This is a genomic window from Microbacterium sp. ZW3a (assembly GCF_057167165.1).
Genome location: NZ_CM169903.1, coordinates 2,906,060 through 2,926,190, shown reverse-complemented (window position 1 = coordinate 2,926,190; position 20,131 = coordinate 2,906,060). Strand labels below are relative to the sequence as shown.

General features: G+C 70.4%; 22 protein-coding genes. 11 read left to right on the top strand and 11 right to left on the bottom strand.

Features of this window, described 5'->3' with window-relative positions:
• From ACU6WY_RS13665 to ACU6WY_RS13620, 10 genes are all read right to left on the bottom strand, one after another.
• The gene (locus ACU6WY_RS13665; protein ID WP_483820188.1) at positions 1-246 is read right to left on the bottom strand and encodes a hypothetical protein; all 246 of its coding nucleotides are present in this window, start codon (positions 244-246) and stop codon (positions 1-3) included.
• Positions 247-482: 236 nt separating this feature from the next.
• Positions 483-1,181, bottom strand: a complete 699-nt coding sequence (locus ACU6WY_RS13660; protein WP_483820187.1) for a hypothetical protein — start codon at positions 1,179-1,181, stop codon at positions 483-485.
• 429 nt (positions 1,182-1,610) lie between these two features.
• On the bottom strand, positions 1,611-1,904 hold the full coding sequence (locus ACU6WY_RS13655) for a hypothetical protein (RefSeq protein WP_483820186.1): 294 nt from the start codon (positions 1,902-1,904) through the stop codon (positions 1,611-1,613).
• A 158-nt stretch (positions 1,905-2,062) separates the two neighbouring features.
• Positions 2,063-2,425: a hypothetical protein gene (locus tag ACU6WY_RS13650; protein ID WP_483820185.1), complete on the bottom strand. Its 363-nt coding sequence runs from the start codon at positions 2,423-2,425 to the stop codon at positions 2,063-2,065.
• A gap of 224 nt (positions 2,426-2,649) precedes the next feature.
• A complete protein-coding gene (locus ACU6WY_RS13645; protein WP_483820184.1) occupies positions 2,650-5,244 on the bottom strand; it encodes an ADP-ribosyltransferase in 2,595 nt (864 codons plus the stop codon).
• Positions 5,244-5,588 (bottom strand): DUF6507 family protein, encoded by a 345-nt coding sequence (locus ACU6WY_RS13640; RefSeq protein ID WP_483820183.1) that lies wholly within the window; start codon positions 5,586-5,588, stop codon positions 5,244-5,246. Before ACU6WY_RS13640 ends, ACU6WY_RS13645 begins: the two co-directional genes overlap by 1 nt.
• A 95-nt stretch (positions 5,589-5,683) precedes the next feature.
• Entirely contained in the window at positions 5,684-5,995 is a 312-nt protein-coding gene (locus ACU6WY_RS13635; RefSeq protein WP_387055757.1) for a pore-forming ESAT-6 family protein, read from the bottom strand.
• A gap of 20 nt (positions 5,996-6,015) precedes the next feature.
• The gene (locus tag ACU6WY_RS13630) at positions 6,016-6,336 is read right to left on the bottom strand and encodes a hypothetical protein (protein ID WP_483820182.1); all 321 of its coding nucleotides are present in this window, start codon (positions 6,334-6,336) and stop codon (positions 6,016-6,018) included.
• A 133-nt stretch (positions 6,337-6,469) separates the two neighbouring features.
• Complete coding sequence (locus tag ACU6WY_RS13625) at positions 6,470-7,042, bottom strand: HhH-GPD-type base excision DNA repair protein (protein ID WP_483820181.1); 573 nt, start codon at positions 7,040-7,042, stop codon at positions 6,470-6,472.
• A gap of 269 nt (positions 7,043-7,311) precedes the next feature.
• On the bottom strand, positions 7,312-8,637 hold the full coding sequence (locus tag ACU6WY_RS13620; protein WP_483820180.1) for a glutamyl-tRNA reductase: 1,326 nt from the start codon (positions 8,635-8,637) through the stop codon (positions 7,312-7,314).
• A 111-nt stretch (positions 8,638-8,748) separates the two neighbouring features.
• Here ACU6WY_RS13620 and hemE point away from each other — a divergent pair, with 111 nt between their 5' ends.
• The 5 genes from hemE to ACU6WY_RS13595 all read left to right on the top strand — a co-directional run bounded on the left by hemE (position 8,749) and on the right by ACU6WY_RS13595 (position 12,494).
• Entirely contained in the window at positions 8,749-9,786 is a 1,038-nt protein-coding gene (gene hemE, locus ACU6WY_RS13615) for a uroporphyrinogen decarboxylase (protein WP_483820179.1), read from the top strand.
• Positions 9,783-11,294 (top strand): protoporphyrinogen/coproporphyrinogen oxidase, encoded by a 1,512-nt coding sequence (locus tag ACU6WY_RS13610; protein ID WP_483820178.1) that lies wholly within the window; start codon positions 9,783-9,785, stop codon positions 11,292-11,294. The genes hemE and ACU6WY_RS13610 overlap by 4 nt, the downstream gene beginning before the upstream one ends.
• Before the next feature lie 116 nt (positions 11,295-11,410).
• Positions 11,411-11,812 carry a hypothetical protein gene (locus ACU6WY_RS13605; RefSeq protein WP_483820177.1) on the top strand — a complete coding sequence of 134 codons (402 nt, stop codon included), beginning with the start codon at positions 11,411-11,413 and terminating at the stop codon, positions 11,810-11,812.
• A gap of 3 nt (positions 11,813-11,815) precedes the next feature.
• On the top strand, positions 11,816-12,226 hold the full coding sequence (locus ACU6WY_RS13600) for a phage holin family protein (protein WP_483820176.1): 411 nt from the start codon (positions 11,816-11,818) through the stop codon (positions 12,224-12,226).
• Positions 12,216-12,494: a hypothetical protein gene (locus ACU6WY_RS13595; protein WP_483820175.1), complete on the top strand. Its 279-nt coding sequence runs from the start codon at positions 12,216-12,218 to the stop codon at positions 12,492-12,494. Before ACU6WY_RS13600 ends, ACU6WY_RS13595 begins: the two co-directional genes overlap by 11 nt.
• 230 nt (positions 12,495-12,724) lie before the next feature.
• Here the strand turns inward: ACU6WY_RS13595 and ACU6WY_RS13590 are convergent, their stop codons facing one another.
• Entirely contained in the window at positions 12,725-13,513 is a 789-nt protein-coding gene (locus tag ACU6WY_RS13590; RefSeq protein WP_483820174.1) for a bestrophin-like domain, read from the bottom strand.
• A gap of 114 nt (positions 13,514-13,627) precedes the next feature.
• On the opposite strand from ACU6WY_RS13590, the gene hemQ reads away from it, so the two are divergent.
• The 6 genes from hemQ to cofD all read left to right on the top strand — a co-directional run bounded on the left by hemQ (position 13,628) and on the right by cofD (position 20,130).
• Positions 13,628-14,299: a hydrogen peroxide-dependent heme synthase gene (hemQ, locus tag ACU6WY_RS13585; protein ID WP_483820173.1), complete on the top strand. Its 672-nt coding sequence runs from the start codon at positions 13,628-13,630 to the stop codon at positions 14,297-14,299.
• Positions 14,296-15,294, top strand: a complete 999-nt coding sequence (gene hemC, locus ACU6WY_RS13580; protein WP_483820172.1) for a hydroxymethylbilane synthase — start codon at positions 14,296-14,298, stop codon at positions 15,292-15,294. The genes hemQ and hemC overlap by 4 nt, the downstream gene beginning before the upstream one ends.
• On the top strand, positions 15,291-16,094 hold the full coding sequence (locus tag ACU6WY_RS13575) for a uroporphyrinogen-III synthase (protein WP_483820171.1): 804 nt from the start codon (positions 15,291-15,293) through the stop codon (positions 16,092-16,094). The genes hemC and ACU6WY_RS13575 overlap by 4 nt, the downstream gene beginning before the upstream one ends.
• Positions 16,091-17,074, top strand: coding sequence for a porphobilinogen synthase (gene hemB, locus ACU6WY_RS13570; protein WP_483820170.1), 984 nt, complete (start codon positions 16,091-16,093; stop codon positions 17,072-17,074). The genes ACU6WY_RS13575 and hemB overlap by 4 nt, the downstream gene beginning before the upstream one ends.
• A 108-nt stretch (positions 17,075-17,182) precedes the next feature.
• A complete protein-coding gene (gene hemL / locus ACU6WY_RS13565) occupies positions 17,183-18,532 on the top strand; it encodes a glutamate-1-semialdehyde 2,1-aminomutase (RefSeq protein WP_483820169.1) in 1,350 nt (449 codons plus the stop codon).
• A gap of 632 nt (positions 18,533-19,164) precedes the next feature.
• Positions 19,165-20,130, top strand: coding sequence for a 2-phospho-L-lactate transferase (cofD, locus tag ACU6WY_RS13560; RefSeq protein WP_483820168.1), 966 nt, complete (start codon positions 19,165-19,167; stop codon positions 20,128-20,130).
• Position 20,131: the final 1 nt, after the last annotated feature.

Here is a 20,131-nt window from a genome sequence, read left to right as displayed (position 1 = left end):
TCACTCCTGGACAGCATCGCGAAGCGTGCGCACCGTCGTCCGGTGATCAGTAAGGTCGCTCAGGCGTATCGGAATCACAATGCCACCATTCGAACCTCGTGGGTCGAGGAGCGTGGCACCGGGTAGTTGAGCGATGCGTTCCGCAGCCTCTCCGCCGGCATAGAACAAGTGGGCAAAACGGTTCGCAGCACCGCGCGGCGCGGGCGTGTGCACGAGTACTCCGTCGGCGTCGGTGATGGTGCCCATCCCCAGCCACTGTCCGTGGTAGAGGCCCTCGGTCGATAGGGAACGTACTTCCCTGGCGTCGCTAGGAGGACGGACATCGCGATCCCGGCCCCGCTCGCCAAAGAGGATGAGCCGGTCGGCCATGGATCCGTCGCGCAAATCTTGGGACGACGCAAACCAGCCCTGACCTGTCCGGATGTACACTCCCGTAGGCCAGACGCGGTCTCGGAGATCCTGGTCCGTCATGTCCTCTGCGATCACAGCTCTACCCAATCGCCTGCCTCCTTATACGCCACCAGAACTTCTTGGCCGTCGGGTGTGATCCGATAGATCTCCGTGCCATCTTTCAGTTCGGTTCTAGTTGGCAGGTGATACTCGGGGATGATCTCGGTCGCACCCTTGCCCACGAACCCTGTACCGAGATAGGGATTCTCCGGCCCGAGCGGATCCATGTCAGGCGGACTAAAGTACGGCCGACCGGAGCGGTATAGCGGCAATCCCGCCTTCTGCGCCGCCTCGCCCGCTGGCACCCGAAGGTCGAACTCGTCGGTCATCCGAAATCGCACGGCATAGGTGCCTCCCGAGGGTTCGGTGAACTTGGTGGGCACAGTTCGATTCTTGCCGTAGTCCAGCCCGAACCCGTCCGCGATCTGGTGTGAGTCGATCAATTTCTGAGCGTCTGCTGCGCGGGCGACGAATCCACCAACGGTGTCTTTCGGTCCGCCCTTCGTCGGCATGCCGGTCACTTCCTGCGAAAATCGCCCCGAGATGACGTGACGAGGCAGCTTAACCCAGGGGTCCAACGGTTCCTGATTGATTTCGAGGGCGTCGGGGAAGTCTTCTCGTGAGGGTGACCCATTCGTCTGCAGACGGACGTAATCATCGCCTCCGGAGTGTCGAGAGTACCGCTGGCCGCGGTACTCGAACTGCGTTTCGCTTACGGGAATCGTCAGCATCCGTTACCCCACCGGTATCCATTCTTGGTTGCGCAGCACGGCGATGAGCCTTTGTGTCCCATCATCCAGGACTCCCCACATCTCGGTGCCGTCTCTCATGTCGACCCGGTCGGCGCGGTACTCGGGGATGATGTCGTCCGCCGTCTTAAGGAAACCATTCCCCGTAAACGGAGGCGAATAGGCCGCAGGCTCGGCAACGTAATACCGGATCGTCACCATTCCACGGCGGAGGCCGCGCGGCGCCGCAAGCGAGTGCTTTACATTGACGACGAGCTGAGCGACGCGGCAACGCCCGGCTTCGCACTAATCCAATTACGTGAGTGGTCGCGACCCGAGGCCAACCAATGCGATGGTCCGCGAGAAAATTCACGTCTTTCGGATCAGTTCCCGGGACCACGGGCATCTCGGACGCCGTAGTCCTCGGACGAGTCAGCCCCTGCTCGGAGGGCGCCAGCCGAACCGGGCGGCTCGGTCGAGCGCCACGAGCCCGCGGCTCCTGGCCTGCCGGATCTCTTCCTCCAACACTTCATCTGTGGGAGCCACTCGGTCGGAAGCGGAGATGGCCTCTCCGATCACCTGGATGGGAACGCCGTCGACGAAGTGTCGCGGACCAAGCGGGAGCAGCGTAGAACCGGGGAGAAAAGCAATCTCTCCGTCTTGTGGGAACGCGGAGAGCGGAGCAACCTCTCGGCCGGTCTCGCTCACGATCACGATGGCTCCCATGCTGCTCATGTTTCCGGTAGCAAGTCGGACGTCCCGTGTGGCGGGGAGCACGCTGTCGAGGGGGATCGGTGTGGTGATTTCGCGAGGAAAGCCCCGCCAACACAGGCCGCGGTATCGAGGGAGCGTCGCGAGGGCTCCGGTCAAATCGGATGTGTTGCTCATCGTGGGATCTCCGTCCGCACAATCACTTGCGTGACCGCATTGGCGACGCCGTCATCGCCGAGGTCTTCCGCTTGTCCCCCGCGCCGGGCCATCGCCTCGGAGGAAGCCGAGAGATACGGGCCGGCGCCTGACGGGTTTTGAGCGACATAGTGAAGCCCCGGGAAAAACTCGCCTTCATCCATGTGAAGGACGCCACGCGGCTCGACCAACGAGTTCAGAGTCGAAATCCACGTGTCGCCCCACTTCGTGTACGCCCATTCGCCGAGAACGACCGCGGCCGCGGGCCTCCACAGGATGGTGGAGAGGCGCCCCTCAGTGCTCCGCACGTGGACTTCGGAGATATCGAGGATCACGTCCACGCCCGCATTCCCACCAACGCGAAAATTGACGTCGCCCCGGTTGTCCACACTAGTGACCGCCGCGACAGACCGTAGGAAGTCGACAGCAGCACGGGTCCATCGGCCGCGAGCGTTGTTGGATCGCCCGCCCAGCATCTTCTCGATACCGACGGATCCTAACGTTCTCGCAACATGGCGCTCGAGTTGGGCCCACACCTCCTCTTCGCTCGGGATACCGGAATCCGTCACTCACGCACCTCCCGCAGATGAACGCGCCAAATGCCGGCGCCGTCTTGGAACTTGCTGAGGACGTCGAACGTCGTGCTGCGCTGATAGAGCAACTCGGCTTCATCGGCGTACCGTGAAAGAGGTGAAACCGACGAGGGAGTTATGCCGTCGATGGTAATGATGCCCGGTGTCTCGTCCCGGCCCAGCGCCTGAACTGCGAAACGGTGTGCGACGCCAGGATCCGTCGTCGTGCTCATGAATGACGGGTCGCTCCACCTCTGCCCGGCTTCGAACTGGTCGAGCAGATTCTGTGTCATGGTGACTCCGCGAGAGAAGAAGTGCCCAGGCGTTGCTTCAGCGGGAAGGTTGGCCAGCCCCTGCGTCAAGTCTGCAACTCTGCTCTCGAGAAGATCAACGTCCTGGGGCGCGTCCCCGTAGTTTCGCAGATAAGGATTGATCGCGTCGTACCCCTCGTCCGTGGTGTACCAGTAGATCGCCTTGGCTTGGTCCGGGGTGAGCGCAGGGTAGGCCTCGGAGATCCGCTCGGCCCATTCGTCCACACGCATGGGGTCGACTTCACCCGAGGCGAGGCGGAATTCGTCATTGATTGCGTTGAGGCGATCGACGGGAAGCGGTGGAGCATCCGCACCCGTGTGCAGCGGGGGTGCGTCGAGGCCGGTGTGGGGCGGAACGTGCGGAGTGTCTGCTGCCCCACCGCCGTCGCCACTTTCGGTGTTGCTCGCGTCGTCGCCACGACCGGGACCGCTCGCGTCGTCGCCGCGGCCCACGCCGCTGCCTCCCGCGTCGGAGCCGCCGTGTCCGCCGTTCTCGCCGCCGGCGTGGCTGCTGCCGCCGCCGGTCTCGGTCGAGGGCTCGCGTACGACCGTCGACTCGCCCGCTCCGCCCGTTTCCGTACGAACCGGCGCGTCCTCGACGATCGAGTTCACGGCACCGGGGCCGGCCTCGCCGCGCACGCCCCCAGCCGAGACGAGCTCGGGCTCGCGCACGGGCGCCGCGACGCCGGCATCCGCTCCACCGTCGGTGCGCACGGGAACGTCGACGCCGCGCGCGGCGTCGAACGCGCCGGCGGGCATCTCGATACGGCCCGAGGGGATGGCATCCATCGGCGGGAACTCGTACACCGGGATGCCATCGTCGACACGTGCCGTGATGCTGTTGAGGTCGACTCCCGCATCGTCGAGGGCACGCATCGCGGCGATGGGGTCGTCGGCGACGAACGGCATATCGGGGGTGTTGAGGTGGAAGCCGTCGGTGGCATCCGAGCCGAGCCGTCCGATGATGCCATCGAGACCCTTGATTCCCGCCCCGCCGAGCTTCATCGCGCCGTTCATCGCGTGCGCGGTCGGATCGACGAAGTCCACGAACTTGGCCGTCTTGGACACGGCGGATGCTGCCCCTGCCGCGGTCTTCACGCCCGACACCGCCGCGCCCGCGGGGATGATGATCGTGGCCACGTTGAACACCGACTCGCCCAGGGCGGTGCCGGGGTCGTCTTGCCACTTGTCCCACGCGATGAGGGACTTGCCCATGTTCAGGAACGCCTCGTCGGTGGTGTCCTTGAAGTCACGGAGTTGCTGGGGGACCAGCTGACCGCCGAAATTCTGGGCGACGTCGTCCGCCATCAGAAGGATGTTCAAAGGTGGCGTCGAGTTCATGAGAGCGCCCGCGGCGAGCGTGCCGAGGCCGCCCCATGCCGAGCCCCAGGCATCGGTGGAGAAGAAGGTCCACGTGGCGGGGTCGAAGCCGACCAGGAGGGAGCCCAGACCCGACAGCGTGCCACCGATGCCGCCGACGATGACGCCTTCCCACAGGAAGTCTTTGACCACGAACTTCGCCGTCGCCTCGCCGCACCCCTCGGTGCGCTCGACGTCGGCACCCCACGGCATCTCGGTTCCCTCGGGGATCTCGGAGATGCCGTAGCCGAGAGCATCGTCCTCGGACTGTGCCGCGTGCAGCGGGGCCGCCCCGTACAGGGCTCGGATGCGGTTCGCGCAGGCCCGCTCGGCCTCCCACAGCTTGACCTGCTGCGCGTTGACCGCCGCGATCAGCTCGTTGTTGCGGTCGACGTGCTCCTGCGACTCGTGCCACTCCTTCGTGACCGTGCGGTACTTCTCCGGCTTTGCCGCGCTCGACGAGGATGTCGTCGACGAGCCCCACGAACCCTGGTAGGTCGGCATGGCCGTCGCGCCGCCGTAGGGCGACTGCGCCGCCGTCCACGCCGGATTGATCTCGCGCACCTGCACGCCAGCCTGAATCGAGTCGACGAACGTCTGTGCCTGCACACGCAGCGAGTCGAGCTCGGCCTTGATCGGGCGCACGTCGGCGGCGAACGCGATCAGGGCGGCCGACACTTCGGCGAGGTTGTCGCTGACCTGCGTGGCCTGCGAGCTCACCGGGGTCATCAGCCCCAGCAGGGTGGGGGACTCTGGCGCCTCGTAGACGCCGGCCATGCCCTGCCACGTGAAGTGCACATTCGAGCCGTGATCGGCGACCTGGCCCGAGATCGTCCCGACCGTGCGGGCGTTCTCTTCGATGGCTTCCGGGTTGATCTCGTCACCCGGGATCTCGCCGACCTTGATCGCGTCCGGCATCACATCACCCCGTGCGGGAGAGAGGGCGGGTACACGGCGGCGACGGCGGCACTCTGCGCGTTGGCCGCCATCTCCATGTCACCCGCGACGTACGCTTCGGTGGCGCTGACGACGCCCTGCGCCGCCGCACCGATGCGGGCGCTCATGCCCTGGATGCGGGGGCCCTCCTCCTGCTGGAAGTAGGCCTGGACGGCCTCCGAGATCGCGCCCGAGTTCGTCGCTGTCACGGCCCCCTCGAGAGCCGGGCTCAGCGAGTTCAGCGCGGCGCCGAGCGCCTCGGCATCCACGTTGACGTCGTGCAGCACGGCCACGACGCCCGATGGCTGAATGCTCCACCTCGTCATCGCCCGTTCCCCTTCATGTGCTCAGACCCGCACGGCCCCGCGCGCTGCCACCACCGATGCGGGTGCAGTGCGCACCCGGCATCATGCAGACATCGTCAGCCGATCGACTCCACCGCCGCGCGAGCCTTGCTCAGCGCGGTCTGGGCGGACTCGTCGTTGCGCTCCAGCGACGAGCGGAGGGTCTGAATGATGCCGCGCACCTCGGCGGCGGCGTTCTTCCAGCGGAGCTCCTTGCCGCGGTAGTCCTCGGACACGCCGTCGGCGGAGTAGTCGGCCATCGCGGCCTGCACGTCGCGGTCGCGCTGGTCGATCAGCGACTCGAGCTGCGCGGCGACGCGGTTGAAATTGTCCTGAGCGTTCTGCGAGGCCGCGATCGAGTAGTCGCGACGATCTCCCTGGTTCACCATGAGTTAGTCCCTTCCGATTCTCAGCGGCCGCCGAAGCGCGCGGCGTCGAACGACGATCCGGCTTCGAGGCTCGTGGTCTGGTCGACCATGGACGACTCGCCCTCCTGGAAGGAGCGGTCCATTCCGGAGATGCCGCCCAGGACGCCGTCGAGCGCGAGCTTCAGCTCGGCCGAGATGGCATCCGTGCGCGACTTGAAACGGTCGAAGGCCGCGCGGCCCGCGCCCTGGAACTGTCCCTCGAGCGGTTCGGCCGCCTCGAGCAGCTGGCGCACCAGCAGCGACAATTCATCACTGGAACCCGAGGTGGCTTTACCCAGCACACCCAGAGTGTCGGAACCCATTGCGAACTTCACGAGAGCCCACCCTTCGATCGCGAATCACGTGCAACGAACCCTGAAACCCTAACCACGCCCGAGAGGCCCAGGAAGAAAGATGAGAGAACTCTCCTTTTTCTCCCCCGCTGTGGAGGAGGGATCAATCGCCCGCCTTCGCCGCTGCTTTCGCGGCGCGCTTGTACTCGCGCACCTTGGTCAGCGACTCTGGGCTGGTGATGTCGGCGACCGAACGAAACGAGCCCTCGTCTCCGTACGACCCGGCGGCTTCGCGCCACCCGACACCGTCGTAGCCGTACTGCTTGCCGAGCAGCGCGAGGAAGATCTTCGCCTTCTGCTCGCCGAAGCCCGGCAGCGCCTTCAACCGCTTCAGCACGGTCGCGCCGTCGGGATCGTCGCGGGTCCACAGGGCCGCGGCATCCCCGCCCCAGTCCTCCTCGATCGCCGTGCACAGCGCCTGCACGCGCTTCGCCATCGAGCCGGGGAAGCGGTGCACGGCGGGCGACTGAGAGAAGGCGGCCGCGAAAGCCTCGGGGTCTTCGTGCGCGAGGGCCTTGGCATCCATCGATCCGACGCGCTGCTCGATCTTGAGCGGTCCTGCGAACGCGGTCTCCATCGCCACCTGTTGGTCGAGCAGCATGCCGATCAGCAGTGCGAGGGGGTTCGTCGAGAGCAGGTCGTCGGCGGCGGGGTCGTCGGTGATGCGCAGGCTCATTTGCCCATTCTCGCCCGGGTCAGGCGGGTTCGGCGATCCACTTCTGCGCGTAGGGCATGGCATTCAGGGATGCCAGGTCGACGGTCACCGCGCGGGGCGGGCGTGCCTGTGGTTGGGTCTGCGCGCGCCGCGTGTGAGGAGGGGAGGGGTGGGGGCGGAGGGAGGGCGGATACCGGGGTTTCGGTCCTCCGTCGGTCACGGGTCCTCCGTCGGTCACGGGTCCTCCGCCGGTCACGGGTCCTCCGCCGATCGCGGGGAGGGTGCCCGGGTCAGCCCGCGTCGGCGATGCGCGCGGCGGAAGCCTCGGGCTCGGAGACCTCGATGCCGAACAGCGCGGACAGCGCGTCGATGTAGTCGTCGGCGCGGCCCGACTCGGCGAGTTCGTGCGCGCGGGTCGTGGGAGTGTGCAGCAGCACGCCGACGAGGTGGCGCAGGGCCTGCTCGGTCTGTCCGCCCTCGTCGCCGCGGGCACGAACCCGGGCGACCTCGGCGTCGAGCACCCCGAACACGTGGGCGCGCAGGGCGACGACCGCGGGGGTGATGTTCTTGCGCTCGCCCACCGAGGCGAAGCGGCGCGCGGCGTCGCGCACCAGGTCGCGCGCGGCATCCGTGGCCTGGAGCTCTTCGAGCGGGGCGTGGAGGCGGATGGTCTCGAGGTCGAGCAGGTCGATGCCGGGAACCGCCGCGACATCGGGGTCGACGTTGCGGGGGAGGCCGAGGTCGATCACGAGGCGGCGTCCGGTGTGTTCGACGGGGCAGCCGGCGGGAGCTGCGACGGCCGCTTCGGCGGCGGTGCGCCCGGCGGCGAAGGTCGCGGCACTGAGGACGTGGTGCTCGCTCGTGGTGCACGTGATCACGAGGTCGGCGTGCGCGACGGCGGTGGGGAAGGTCTCGGCCGAGACGGCGCGGAGGCCGTGCTTGGCGGCGAACTTCGCGGCGCGGCCCGAGGGGGAGTGCACCGAGATGTCTTCCGCGCCCTGGTCGCGGAGGGCTGCGACCGTGGCGGCGGCGTAGGCGCCCGTGCCGACGAGGAGCACCCGCTGAGTGGACCAGTCGGCGATGCGGCTGTCGGCCAGCTCGAGGCCGAGGCGCACGAGGGAGCGGCCGGCGCGACCGATCGCGGTGGCGTTCTTCACGCCGCGCTGCGCCTCGGACGCGCGCTGGAACAGGCGCTCCAGCTCTCCGGACGTGGTGCCGAGGTTGCGCGACTCCGTGAGGGCGCGCCGCACCTGACCGGCAATCTCACCTTCGCCCACGACGACGGATTCGAGACCGGATGCCACCGAGAACAGGTGCTCGGCCACATCTCCGCCACCGAGCACGGTGTACGAGCCCGCGAGCTCACTCGCGGGCACGCCGGTCGCCGCCTCGATGGCGCTCAGCGTGGCCTCGACTCCCACGGCGACTGCGGCCGTGACCGGCTCGTCCATGTCGACGTAGGCCTCGAAACGATTGCAGGTGGCTACGACGACCGCTCCCTGCACGCACTCGTCGTGCGCGGCGATCAGGGGGGCAACGGGGGTGGTGGGTACGCTGAGCCGCTCGAGGAGATCGAAGGACGCGGTCTTGTGACTCGCGCTGACACAAAGCAGCACGCTCTTATTCTACGCCCGGCCCCTCCGAGGTATTCCGGGCCGCCTCTCGACATCGAGGCATCGCTCCCGATCCCGCGTGGGCGAACGGGCCCGGGTGCGAGGATGGATGCCATGGCCTCCCTCGACGCGCCCCTCCTCCGTGCCCTCCGCGGCGACCGCCCCGAGCGGCAGCCGGTGTGGTTCATGCGGCAGGCGGGGCGCTCGCTGCCGGAGTACCGGGAGCTCCGCGTGGGGACGCACATGCTGGATGCGTGCCTGACCCCCGACCTGGCGGCCGAGATCACGCTGCAGCCGATCCGCCGACACGGGGTGGATGCCGCCATCTTCTTCAGCGACATCGTGGTGCCGCTCCGGCTGGCGGGCGTCGCCGTCGAGATCGAGCCCGGCCGCGGCCCGGTGTTCGCCGATCCCGTGCGCACGGCTTCCGACGTGGACCGCGTCACCGCGATCGACCCGCGGGAGGTTGCCGCCGCGGCCGCGCCCATCCGCGAGGCCGTCGGTCTCGTCACCGCAGAGCTCGGCGACGCGGTGCCGCTCATCGGCTTCGCCGGTGCGCCCTTCACGCTCGCGGCCTACCTGGTCGAGGGGGGTCCGTCGAAGGAGCACCTGCGGGCCCGGGGCATGATGCACGCCGATCCCGAGTCCTGGCACCGCCTCGCCGGCTGGCTCGCCGAGGTCTCCGGCGCCTTCCTCCAGGCGCAGATCGAGGCGGGGGCGCAGGCCGTGCAGCTGTTCGACTCGTGGGCCGGCTCGCTGTCGCGCTCGACGTTCCTCGAGTTCGTCGCCCCGCATTCGCGCGCCGCGCTCGAGGGCATCGAGGTTCCCCGCATCCACTTCGGCGTCGGCACGGGGCCGTTCCTCGCCGACATGCGCCTGGGGGGCATCGCCGACGCGGTGGGCGTCGACTGGCGGATGCCGCTCGACGAGGCCGCGGCGATCGTCGGGCCCGACGTGACCCTGCAGGGCAACATCGACCCGGCCCTTCTCGGCGCCCCGTGGCCGGTGCTCGCAGCTCACATCGACGACATCCTCGCGCGGGGCCGTTCGGCGCGCGCCCACATCCTCAATCTCGGCCACGGCGTGCCGCCCGACACCGACCCGACGGTGCTCAGCCGCATCGTCGCCCACGCGCACGGGGAGACGGTGTGAGCGACCCGCTCGAGCGACTGGCCGAGCACGCGCACGAGACCCACGTCGTCATCGCCGGCGGCGGAGTCTCCGGGCTCGTGGCGGCGCTGGAGTGCGCGAAGGTCGGCATGCGGGTCACGGTGCTCGAGGCATCCGGGGTCTTCGGGGGCGTCATCCGGTCCGCGAACGTGGGAGGCCTCATCCTCGACGTGGGGGCCGAAAGCTTCGCGACCCGCGGGGGAATCGTCCGCGGTCTGGTGGACGAGCTCGGTCTCGGCGATCGAGTGGTCGCGCCGAACCCGGTCGGTGCGTGGGTCGCGGGAATCCCGGGGGTCGGGGCGGCGCCCCTGCCGAAGGGCGGAGTGCTCGGCATCCCGGACAATCCCTGGGCCCCCGACGTGCGACGCGTGATCGGGTGGGCAGGTGCATGGCGGGCCTACGTCGACCGCGTGCGGCCGCCGCTGACGATCGGCCACGAGCGGAGCCTCGGCGCGCTCGTCCGTAGCCGAATGGGCGCGCGCGTACTCGACCGCCTCGTGGCGCCGGTGACGAGCGGTGTCTACTCCGCCCGTCCCGACGACATCGACGTCGACCTCGCCGCCCCCGGACTCAACGCCGCCCTCACCCGCCTGGGCTCGCTCGGGGGAGCGGTGGCCGAGGTGCGCGCCGCGCGCGCCACCGCGCCCGCGCCCGACGCCCCCGCGTCCGACGTGCCGGTCGAGGCCGGAACCGCCCCGCGCACGCCGGCTCCCGGCGGTGCGGTCGAGGGCATCGCCGGCGGAATGTCGCTGCTGGTCGATGCCCTGGTGGCACGGCTGACCGATCTCGGTGCCGACCTCCACACCGACGTCGCCGTCGAGGGACTCGTCCGCGACGACGAGAAGTGGCGCGTCGAGACCTCCGGCGAGGCCGACGCGCTGCTCGCCGACGCCGTCATCGTGGCGCTGCCCGAAGGCGCCGCGCGCGCTCTGCTCGCCCCGGTCGTGCCGGGGCTCCAGGCGACCGAGCCGGTCGCGCCGGTCGTCGAGGTCGTCACCCTCGTCGTCCACGCCCCCGTGCTCGACGCCGCTCCCCGCGGCACGGGTGTGCTGACGGTGCCGGGCAGCTTCGTGGGCAAGGCCCTCACCCACTCGACGGCCAAGTGGGACTGGGTTCAGGATGCCGTCGAGCCCGGCATCCATGTCGTGCGGGTGTCGTTCGGGGCGCAGGGCGAAGAGCCCGCCACGGCCGACCTCGACGAGGAAGCTGCGGCCGCGCTCGCGCTCTCCGAGGCCGCGGCGATGCTCGGGGTGCCGCTCCCTCCGTCGTCGCTGCGCGCCGCGCATCGTGTGCGGTACGTGCAGTCGCAGCCCGGGGCCGCGATCGGTCGGGCGGCGCAGACCGCGGCCGCGCGGGGTGCCGTCCGGGCGGTGGCCGGTCTCGCCGCGACGGGCGCGTGGCTGTCGGGAACGGGTCTCGCGCAGGTGATTCCGGATGCGCGGGCAGAGGCCGACCGAGTGCGGAGCGCCGCACTCTGGAGCCGCGGCTGAGGCCTCGCGCGCCGATGGTCGGCCCGCGGTGCGGCGATGTCAAGGCCGGATGCCGGAATCGGAATACATGGCTATCGTGAGAGTCGACCAGCAGTGATCGAGCGTGAGGAGACCCCATGAGGGGCAAAGCAGCACTCGTCGTCGGACTCGTTGCGGGCTACGTGCTCGGAGCACGCGCCGGCCGTGAGCGGTACGAGCAGATCAAGGTGCAGGCCGAGAAGGTCTGGGATCAGCCCATCGTCCAGGGCCAGGTCGCCAAGGTGAAGGCGTTCGGCGTTTCCGCGCTCACCGCCGTTCCCGGCGTGGTCTGGAAGGGCGCGAAGTCGGTCACCGGCGCCGCCGCGAAGTCGGGCAGCGTGTCTGAGCGCGCCGAGCGTGCGGGCCGTGCCGCCAAGGCATCGGCCGGCGAGGTCGCCGACGCCGTCGAGAGCTCCGTCGACGACGCCACGAGCGCCGAGAAGTCCGCCACCGAGAGCGCGCGCGCGAGCAAGAGCAGCTCCACCTCGTCGGAGAGCTGACGCATGACGACTCCCCGCGGTTTCCGCGATCGCGCAGACGACAGTCTGTTCACGCTGCTCGGCGACATTCCCGAGCTCGTGCGCAACCTCGTCGTCGCCGAGATCAACGGTGCGAAGGCGTGGGCGCAGAAGACCGCGAAGGATGCCGGGATCGGCGCCGGGTGGTTCGTCGGCGCCCTCATCGTGATTTTCTGGGCCGTTCCCGTGTTCTTCGCCTTCGTCATCGCGGGCCTGTCGTCGTGGTGGCCCGTGTGGCTGTCGGCGCTCGTGGTCTTCGGCGTGATGGTGGTCATCACCGCGATCCTGGCGTTGCTGGGTTACCTGCGGTTCAAGAAGCTCTCGAGCCGCGAGAACCCCGGCAAGGCGATCGCCGAAGACGTCCGCATCGTGAAGGAGGCTGGCGATGAGTATTGAGCGTCCCGTTCCGGTGCCGCGCACCGCGGTTCCGCTGGGCATCACCGACCCCGTCGAAGAGGCCCGCGCCGAGCTGAAGGCCGCTCTCGCGGCCATCGAGGTCAAGGCGAACGTGCCGCGACGCCTCAGTGAGGCCGTCGATACGCGGGTCGCCGAGGCCCGCGAGGGTGCTCGTCGCAATCCGGCCGCCGCCGCCGCGGTCGTCGCCGGTGTGGCCTCCGCGGTCGGTCTTGCCGTCTGGGCCGTGGTTCGCGCCTACACCCGCTGACGCCTCGCCGTCGCCCTGACGCGGTGCTGCGCCCGTCGGCGCCGCATCACGGCATCCGTTTTCGTCGTCCAACGCACACGATCCGCACGAACGCACACGGTCGGTACGTCCCGAACGTGTGCGCTCGTGCGGATCGTGTGCGTTCGCCCCGCCGGGCAGCCCGGCCGCAGCGCCGCCGCAGCCCGCCGCGCCCACGCGCGGCCGCGCGGCCGCGAGGCCGTCGCCGCGGGTCAGGGCTCGTGGGTGAACAGGTCGTCGAGGAGGTCCTGGAAGTACTCGGGCGTCACGGCGATCGGGCCGGCGTAGGCGTGGTCGAAACCGGCGATCGCGTACAGCAGCAGACCGACGAAGAGCGCGAGCATCCCCGCCATGAGCAGGTGCACGCGGAGGTTTCGCACCTCGATGAGCGCGATGAGCACCGCATTGAGCACCGCGCCGACGCCCAGCACGATCCACAGCACGTTCGGCAGCGCCAGGGTCGTCAGGGCGATGCGCTCGCGCCGGTTCTCCACCAGGAGTTGAAACTGGTCGAGCGACTGTTCGACGTACAGGATCTGGGCGGGAGTCGTGGGCTGCACGGCGGCGATCGCCTGCTGCATCGCCGTGACATTGGCATCCGTGTCGGACGGGATCTCCAGCCGGCTCTGCTGCGGCCAGTCCACATCGATGACGTTGCGGGTGTACGCGATGACCTGCTCCTGCAGCTCGCTCGCCTGCGGCTCGGGGAGAAGCGCCGCGGTGCGGTACAGCGAGGCCAGCGACGACGACTCCTCGAGCACGATCCCGTCGACCTCGGTGAAGTTGCCGTAGGCCGCGGCGGCGATGAGGGCGAGGGTCACGCCGTAGAAGACGCCGTACGCGCCGACCGCGTAGCTGAGCACGCGGTCCCACTCCTCACCCTGCGGGGCGACCTTGTGCACCCAGCGCCGCAGGATGAGCAGGATCGCGCACGACCCGCCCACCACGAGCGCGATGAACAACGGCAGACCCACCGACAGGGGAACGTCGTACAGCCACATGGGCGCGCCTTTCCGGACGGCATCCCCCGACGCCGTCGTCGCACGATACCAGCGGTGCTTCGCCCCCGAGTCAATCGGTTTGGACACCCGCCCGCACAGGACGAGACTTGACCCATGGCCCACGACGAATCCTCTTCCGTGTACACCCTGTGGGCGGTCCTCCGCCGTGACCCCGAGCACCCGGTCACCGCGGTCGACACCGCCGAGCTCGCCGACCTGACGGCGCTCATCGAGGCCGACGGGGTCACCGTGCGCGGCTTCTACGACGTCAGTGGACTCCGCGCCGACGCCGACCTCATGGTCTGGCTGCACGGCGAAGACCCCCAGGCGCTCCAGCGCGACCTGCGGCGCCTGCGCCGTACCGAGCTGCTGAAGAACCTGCTCCCGACGTGGAACGCCATGGGCGTGCACCGTGACGCGGAGTTCAACCGCTCGCACGTGCCCGGCTTCCTCCGGGGCATCGAGGCGAAGGACTGGCTGTGCCTGTACCCCTTCGTCCGCAGCTACGAGTGGTACCTGCTGCCCGAGGCCGAGCGTCGCGAGATGCTGATCGAGCACGGCAAGAAGGGGTCGGCGTACCGCGAGGTGATCGCGAACACCGTGGCATCCTTCGCCCTGGGTGACTACGAGTGGCTCCTGCCGATGGAGTCCGACAACCTCACCGACCTCGTCGACATGATGCGCGATCTGCGCTACACCGAGGCGCGCCGTCACGTGCGCGAAGAGGTGCCGTTCTACACGGGGCGCCGGGTCACGCTCGACGAGATCCCCGAGATTCTCCAGTGAGCGCGCCCCTGCGCCTGGGCACGCGCCGCAGCGCACTGGCCATGGCGCAGTCGCAGATGATCGCCGACGCGGTGGCCGAGTCCTCCGGCCGCGACGTGGAGCTCGTGCCCATCGTCTCGGAGGGCGACGTCAACCGCGCCTCCCTGTCACAGCTCGGCGGGCGCGGGGTCTTCGCGAACGGTCTGCGCGAGGCGCTCGCTGCCGGGCGCTGCGACTTTCTCGTGCACTCGCTCAAAGACCTGCCGACGGCCCAGCCCGACGGACTGGTGATCGCGGCGACGCCCCGGCGCGAGGATGCCCGCGATGTCGTGGTCACCCGCGACGGCACACCGCTGTCGGAGCTCGAGCCGGGTTCGCGCGTGGGCACCGGATCACCGCGCCGCATCGCGCAGGCCCTGCGGCACAACCCGCGCCTGGACGTTCGCGACATCCGCGGCAACGTCGACTCGCGTCTCGCGCGCGTTCGCGACGGAGAGTTGGATGCCGTCATCCTCGCGGCCGCGGGCATCTCGCGGCTCGGCGGCGACCTGGGCGGCCTCGAGGCCGAGTACCTGGGACTGAGCGAATGGCCGACCGCGCCGGGGCAGGGGTCGCTGGCGGTCGAGACGCGCACCGACATCGATCCCGCGATCTTCAGCGCCCTCGCGGCCCTCGACGACCTCGACACCCGCGTGGCCATCACCGCCGAGCGCACGGTGCTGTCGGTGCTGGATGCCGGATGCCACGCGCCCGTCGGCACGCACGCGGCACTCTCGGACGGCGACCTGCGCCTGCGCGCGGTCGTGTACGCGCTCGACGGTGCGCATCGGATCGGAATCGATCGGACGGTACGGGTGGACCAGGGGTATGCTCGGGAAACTGGCAGTGGCAATGATGCGGATGCTGCCGACGACGGGGGACCCATCGCGCGTGCGACGCGTGCGGGCCAAGAAGCCGCGCGTCGGTTGCTCGAACGCGGGGCGGCCGACCTGGTACCACGAGAGTCGACCACATGAATGAAGGCCATCGGCACACGCCGACCTCAGAGAAGCCGCTCGCCGGTCGGCGCGTTCTCGTGCCCCGCGGCGGTCCGTGGGGCGACGGTGTCGCCGCGAGCCTGCGTCAGCGCGGCGCCACCCCGGTCATTGCACCGTTGATCAACTTCGCCCCCACCAACGATCAGGCGACCCTCGAGCAGGCGCTCGCCGATCTCGCCGCGGGGGCGTTCGACTGGCTGACGCTCACCAGCGCCACCACGGTCGACGTGCTCTACGCGTACCGGGCCGAGATCCCGGCATCCACCAGGGTCGCCGCCGTCGGCGAGACGACCGCCGCGGCCATGCAGGCCGTCGGGTACCGCGTCGACCTCGTGCCCGATCGCGACAACTCCGCGCAGGGCATGGCCGAGCAGATGATCGCCCTCGAGGCCGAGCCGCGCAACGTCCTCACCCTGCGCAGTGAGATCGCCAAGCCCGTGCTCACCCGCATGCTGATCGAGGCCGGGCACCACGTCCGCAGCGTCGTGGCCTACCGCACGGTCGGCGTGCCGGTCACCGACAAGATCGCCGCCGACGTGCACTCCGGACGCATCAACGCGATCCTCGTCACCAGCGGCTCGGTGGCCGAACAGGTGGTCGCGCAGTTCCCCGAGATCCCGGCATCCACCGTCATCGCCGCGATCGGACCGCGCACCGCCAAAGATGCCAAGCGCGCGGGCCTGAGCGTCGACGTCGTCGCCGACACCCAGACGGTCGAGGCGCTGATCGAGGCCGTCGCCCGCTTCGCCCTCCCCTCGGAGTCAGAGACCCCCGCATGAGTTTTCCCGAGCACCGTCCGCGGCGTCTGCGCCGCACCCCCGCCGTGCGCCGCCTGGCCCGCGAGACCCACCTCGTTCCGTCGCAGCTCGTGCTGCCGCTGTTCGTGCGCGAAGGCATCACGGAGCCGAGCCCCGTGGGGTCGATGCCGGGCGTCGTGCAGCACTCCATCGACTCGCTCCGCCGCGCCGTAGCCGAGGCCGCCGCGGCCCGCATCGGCGGCGTCATGCTCTTCGGTGTGCCCGAGACCCGCGACGCCGTGGGGTCGGGCGCCGATGATCCGAACGGCATCCTGAACGTCGCGACCGAGGCCGTGGTGGCCGAGGTCGGCGACGCGCTCGTCGTGCAGACCGACCTGTGCCTCGACGAGTTCACCGATCACGGACACTGCGGCGTGCTGCGCGCCGACGGGGCGGTCGACAACGACGCCACGCTCGAGCGCTACACCGCCATGGGCCTCGCCCAGGCGCGGGCCGGGTCGGCGATGCTGGGCCTGTCGGGCATGATGGACGGCCAGGTCGCCGCGGTGCGCGACGCGCTGGATGCCGAGGGCTTCACCGACACCCTGCTGCTGGCCTACTCGGCCAAGTACGCGGGGGCGTTCTACGGTCCGTTCCGCGAGGCCGTCGATTCGCAGCTGCAGGGCGACCGCCGCTCGTACCAGCTCGACGCGGGCAACGGTCGCGAGGGCGTCCGCGAGGCGCTGCTCGACGTCGACGAGGGCGCCGATGTCGTCATGGTCAAGCCGGCGCTGCCGTACCTCGACGTGCTCGCCGACGTGAAGGCGTCGGTCGACGTGCCGGTGTGGGCGTACCAGGTGTCGGGCGAGTACGCGATGGTCGAGGCCGCCGCGGCCCACGGCTGGATCGATCGCCGTGGCGCGATCCTCGAGAGCCTGCTCGGCATCCGCCGCGCCGGCGCCGACGCGATCCTGACGTACTGGGCCCTCGAGGCCGCCCACTGGCTCCGCGCCGAGCTCTGACCCTCGCGCCCGCGCCCGCGCCTGCGTGCGTGAGTTGCCAGAATCTGTCGCTTCGGCCGAGCTGAAAGCGACAATTCCTGGCGACTCACGCCGGAGGGGCGGGGGAGAATGGGACACATGACCGATCTCAACGACCAGTGGTTCGCCCGTGCCAAGGACGTCATCCCGGGCGGCGTGAACTCGCCGGTGCGGGCCTACGGATCGGTCGGCGGGACGCCGCGGTTCGTGCAGTCCGCCGCGGGTTCCCGGATCACGGATGCCACGGGCCGCGAGTACGTCGACCTCGTCGCCTCGTGGGGTCCGGCCCTCCTCGGCCACGCGCACCCCGAGGTGGTCGGGGCGGTGCAGTCGGCGGCATCCAAGGGTCTGTCGTTCGGGGCGCCCACGGGGGCCGAGGTCGAGCTCGCCGACCTGATTGCCCACCGTGTGCAGGTCGGCGACCTGCGGCCGGTTGAGAAGGTGCGGCTGGTCTCCACGGGTACCGAGGCGACGATGACGGCGATCCGTCTGGCGCGAGGTGTCACCGGCCGCGACCTGCTCATCAAGTTCGCCGGGCACTATCACGGGCACTCCGACGGGCTGTTGGCCGCGGCCGGTTCGGGCGTCGCGACGCTCGCCCTTCCCGGTTCGGCGGGTGTGCCGGCGCCGATCGCGGCGCAGACGCTCGTGTTGCCCTACAACGACCTGGATGCCGTGCGCGAGGCGTTTGCGGTGCACGGCGAGAACATCGCGGCGATCATCGTCGAGGCGGCCTCGGCCAACATGGGCGTCGTTCCGCCGCTGCCCGGCTTCAACGCCGCGCTCGCCGACATCGCCCACAGCCACGGCGCGCTGCTGATCATGGACGAGGTCCTCACCGGCTTCCGCGTGCACCCCGCCGGGTTCTGGGGCCTGCAGGCCTCGCAGGGCGAGACGTACCTGCCCGACATCCTCACCTTCGGCAAGGTCGTCGGCGGAGGGATGCCGCTGGCCGCCCTCGGCGGCCGTGCCGACGTCATGGACCACCTCGCCCCGCTCGGCCCGGTGTACCAGGCGGGCACGCTGTCGGGGAACCCGCTGTCGGTCGCGGCGGGCCTCGCAACGCTGCGACTGGCGACCCCCGAGGTGTATGCCGCGGTCGACGCTTCGGCCGCGCGCATCGCCGACGCCCTCGACGCGGCGCTCACCGCCGAGGGCGTCGTGCACACCGTCCCGCGCGCGGGCTCGCTCTTCGGCGTCGCGTTCCTGCCCGAGGTTCCGCGCGATTACGCCACGGCGCTCACGCAGCAGTCGTGGCGCTACGCCCCGTTCTTCCACGCCATGCTGGATGCCGGTATCTCGCTGCCCCCGAGCGTGTTCGAGGCGTGGTTCCTCACCGCCGCGCACGACGACGAGGCGCTGGAGCGCGTGCTGGAGGCGCTGCCGGCGGCCGCGAGGGCCGCGGCCGGCGCGGCGGACCCGACGCTGCTCGCGCAGTAGCGGCCGGGGCGGGGCCGGGGCGGCGCTTGCGTCGCGCTCCGACGCGGGCGCGGGGGCTGCGGCCGGGGCTCGCGAGCCGCCGCTTGCGTCGCGCACAACTCCGGCGCGGGCGCGGCGAGGGCGGGCGGGGCTCGCGGAATGCCGCGGGCGGCGGCGGAGCGGCCGCGCGAGGTGCAGGAGTTGTGCCCGGTGCGGCGGTGCGCGGGTGCGGCGTCCGGAGCGGCCGTCGCTACGTGCGGCAGCGGCGGCCGGCGACGCACAACTCCTGAAGAACGGCGGCGCTGCTGGGCGTGGCCCCCGGAATTCGAGGGCTGGCGGCGGCGAGGGCGCGCGAGGTGCAGGAGTTGTGCCCGGTGCGGCGGTGCGGCGGTGCGCTGGGCGCTGGTGCGGCGGTGCGGCGGTGCGGCGGTGCGCGGGTGCGGCGTCCGGAGCTGCCGTCGCGACGTGCGGCAGCGGTGGCCGGCGACGCACAACTCCTGAAGAACGGCGCCGCTGGCGGCCGGGGCTCCCGGAATTCCAGGGGCGGCGGCCGAGCGGGCGCGCGCAGTGCAGGAGTTGTGCCCGGTGCGCCGGGCCCGGGCCGACCGCCCCCGGACGGATCGCGCCGCCCCGGGCGGTGGAAGACTGGACGGATGCAGACTCCCCAGCCCCGCATCGTCGTGCTCGCCGGCGGTGTTGGCGGATCGAAGTTCACCCTCGGCGTCCGTGCGGCCCTGCGTCGGCGGCGGGCGCCCGAAGCCACCGTGGTCGTCAACACCGGCGACGACCTGTGGCTGTCGGGCGTGCGGCTGCAGCCCGACGTCGACTCGATCACGTACGCGCTCGCCGGGGTCAACGACACCGTGCGCGGCTGGGGGCGCGCGGGCGACACCGAGCGCGTCAACGAGGAACTGCAGGCCTGGGGCGCCGGGTGGCCGTGGTTCACGCTCGGCGACCTCGACCTCGGCACCCACCTCGCCCGCACCGGCTGGCTGCGCGAGGGGCTGACCCCGACCGAGGTCCTCGGTCGGATGGCGGAGCGGTGGCCGCTTGGCATCCGGTTGCTCCCGATGACCGACAGCGAGGTCGACACGCACGTGCACGTCGAGGACGGTCGGCGCCTGCACTTCCAGGAGTGGTGGACCCGCTATCGCGCCGGCCTGGTCCCGACGCGGTTCGAGAACCCCGGAATTCTGGATGCCGTGCCCGCCCCGGGCGTCGTCGAGGCGATCGCGCAGGCCGACGTGGTGCTGCTGGCCCCGTCGAATCCGGTCGTCTCGATCGGTCCGATCCTCGCCGTTCCCGGCATCCGGGAGGCGTTGCGCTCCACGACGGCGCGGGTCGTGGGAGTGTCACCGATCATTGGGGGACGGGTCGTGCGCGGCATGGCCGACGTGTGCCTGACCGCGATCGGGGTCGAGACCTCGGCCGCGGCCGTCGCGCGACACTACGGCGCGCGATCGGCCGACGGGGTGCTGGATGCGTGGTTGCTCGCCGAGGAGGACGCCGAGGCAGCGGCCGGCGTTGAGGCCGCGGGGATCCGGGCGGTCGTCGCGCCGCTGTGGATGCGCGACGAAGACGCGTCGGCGGCGATCGCCGAGGTGGCGCTCAGGGCCTGAT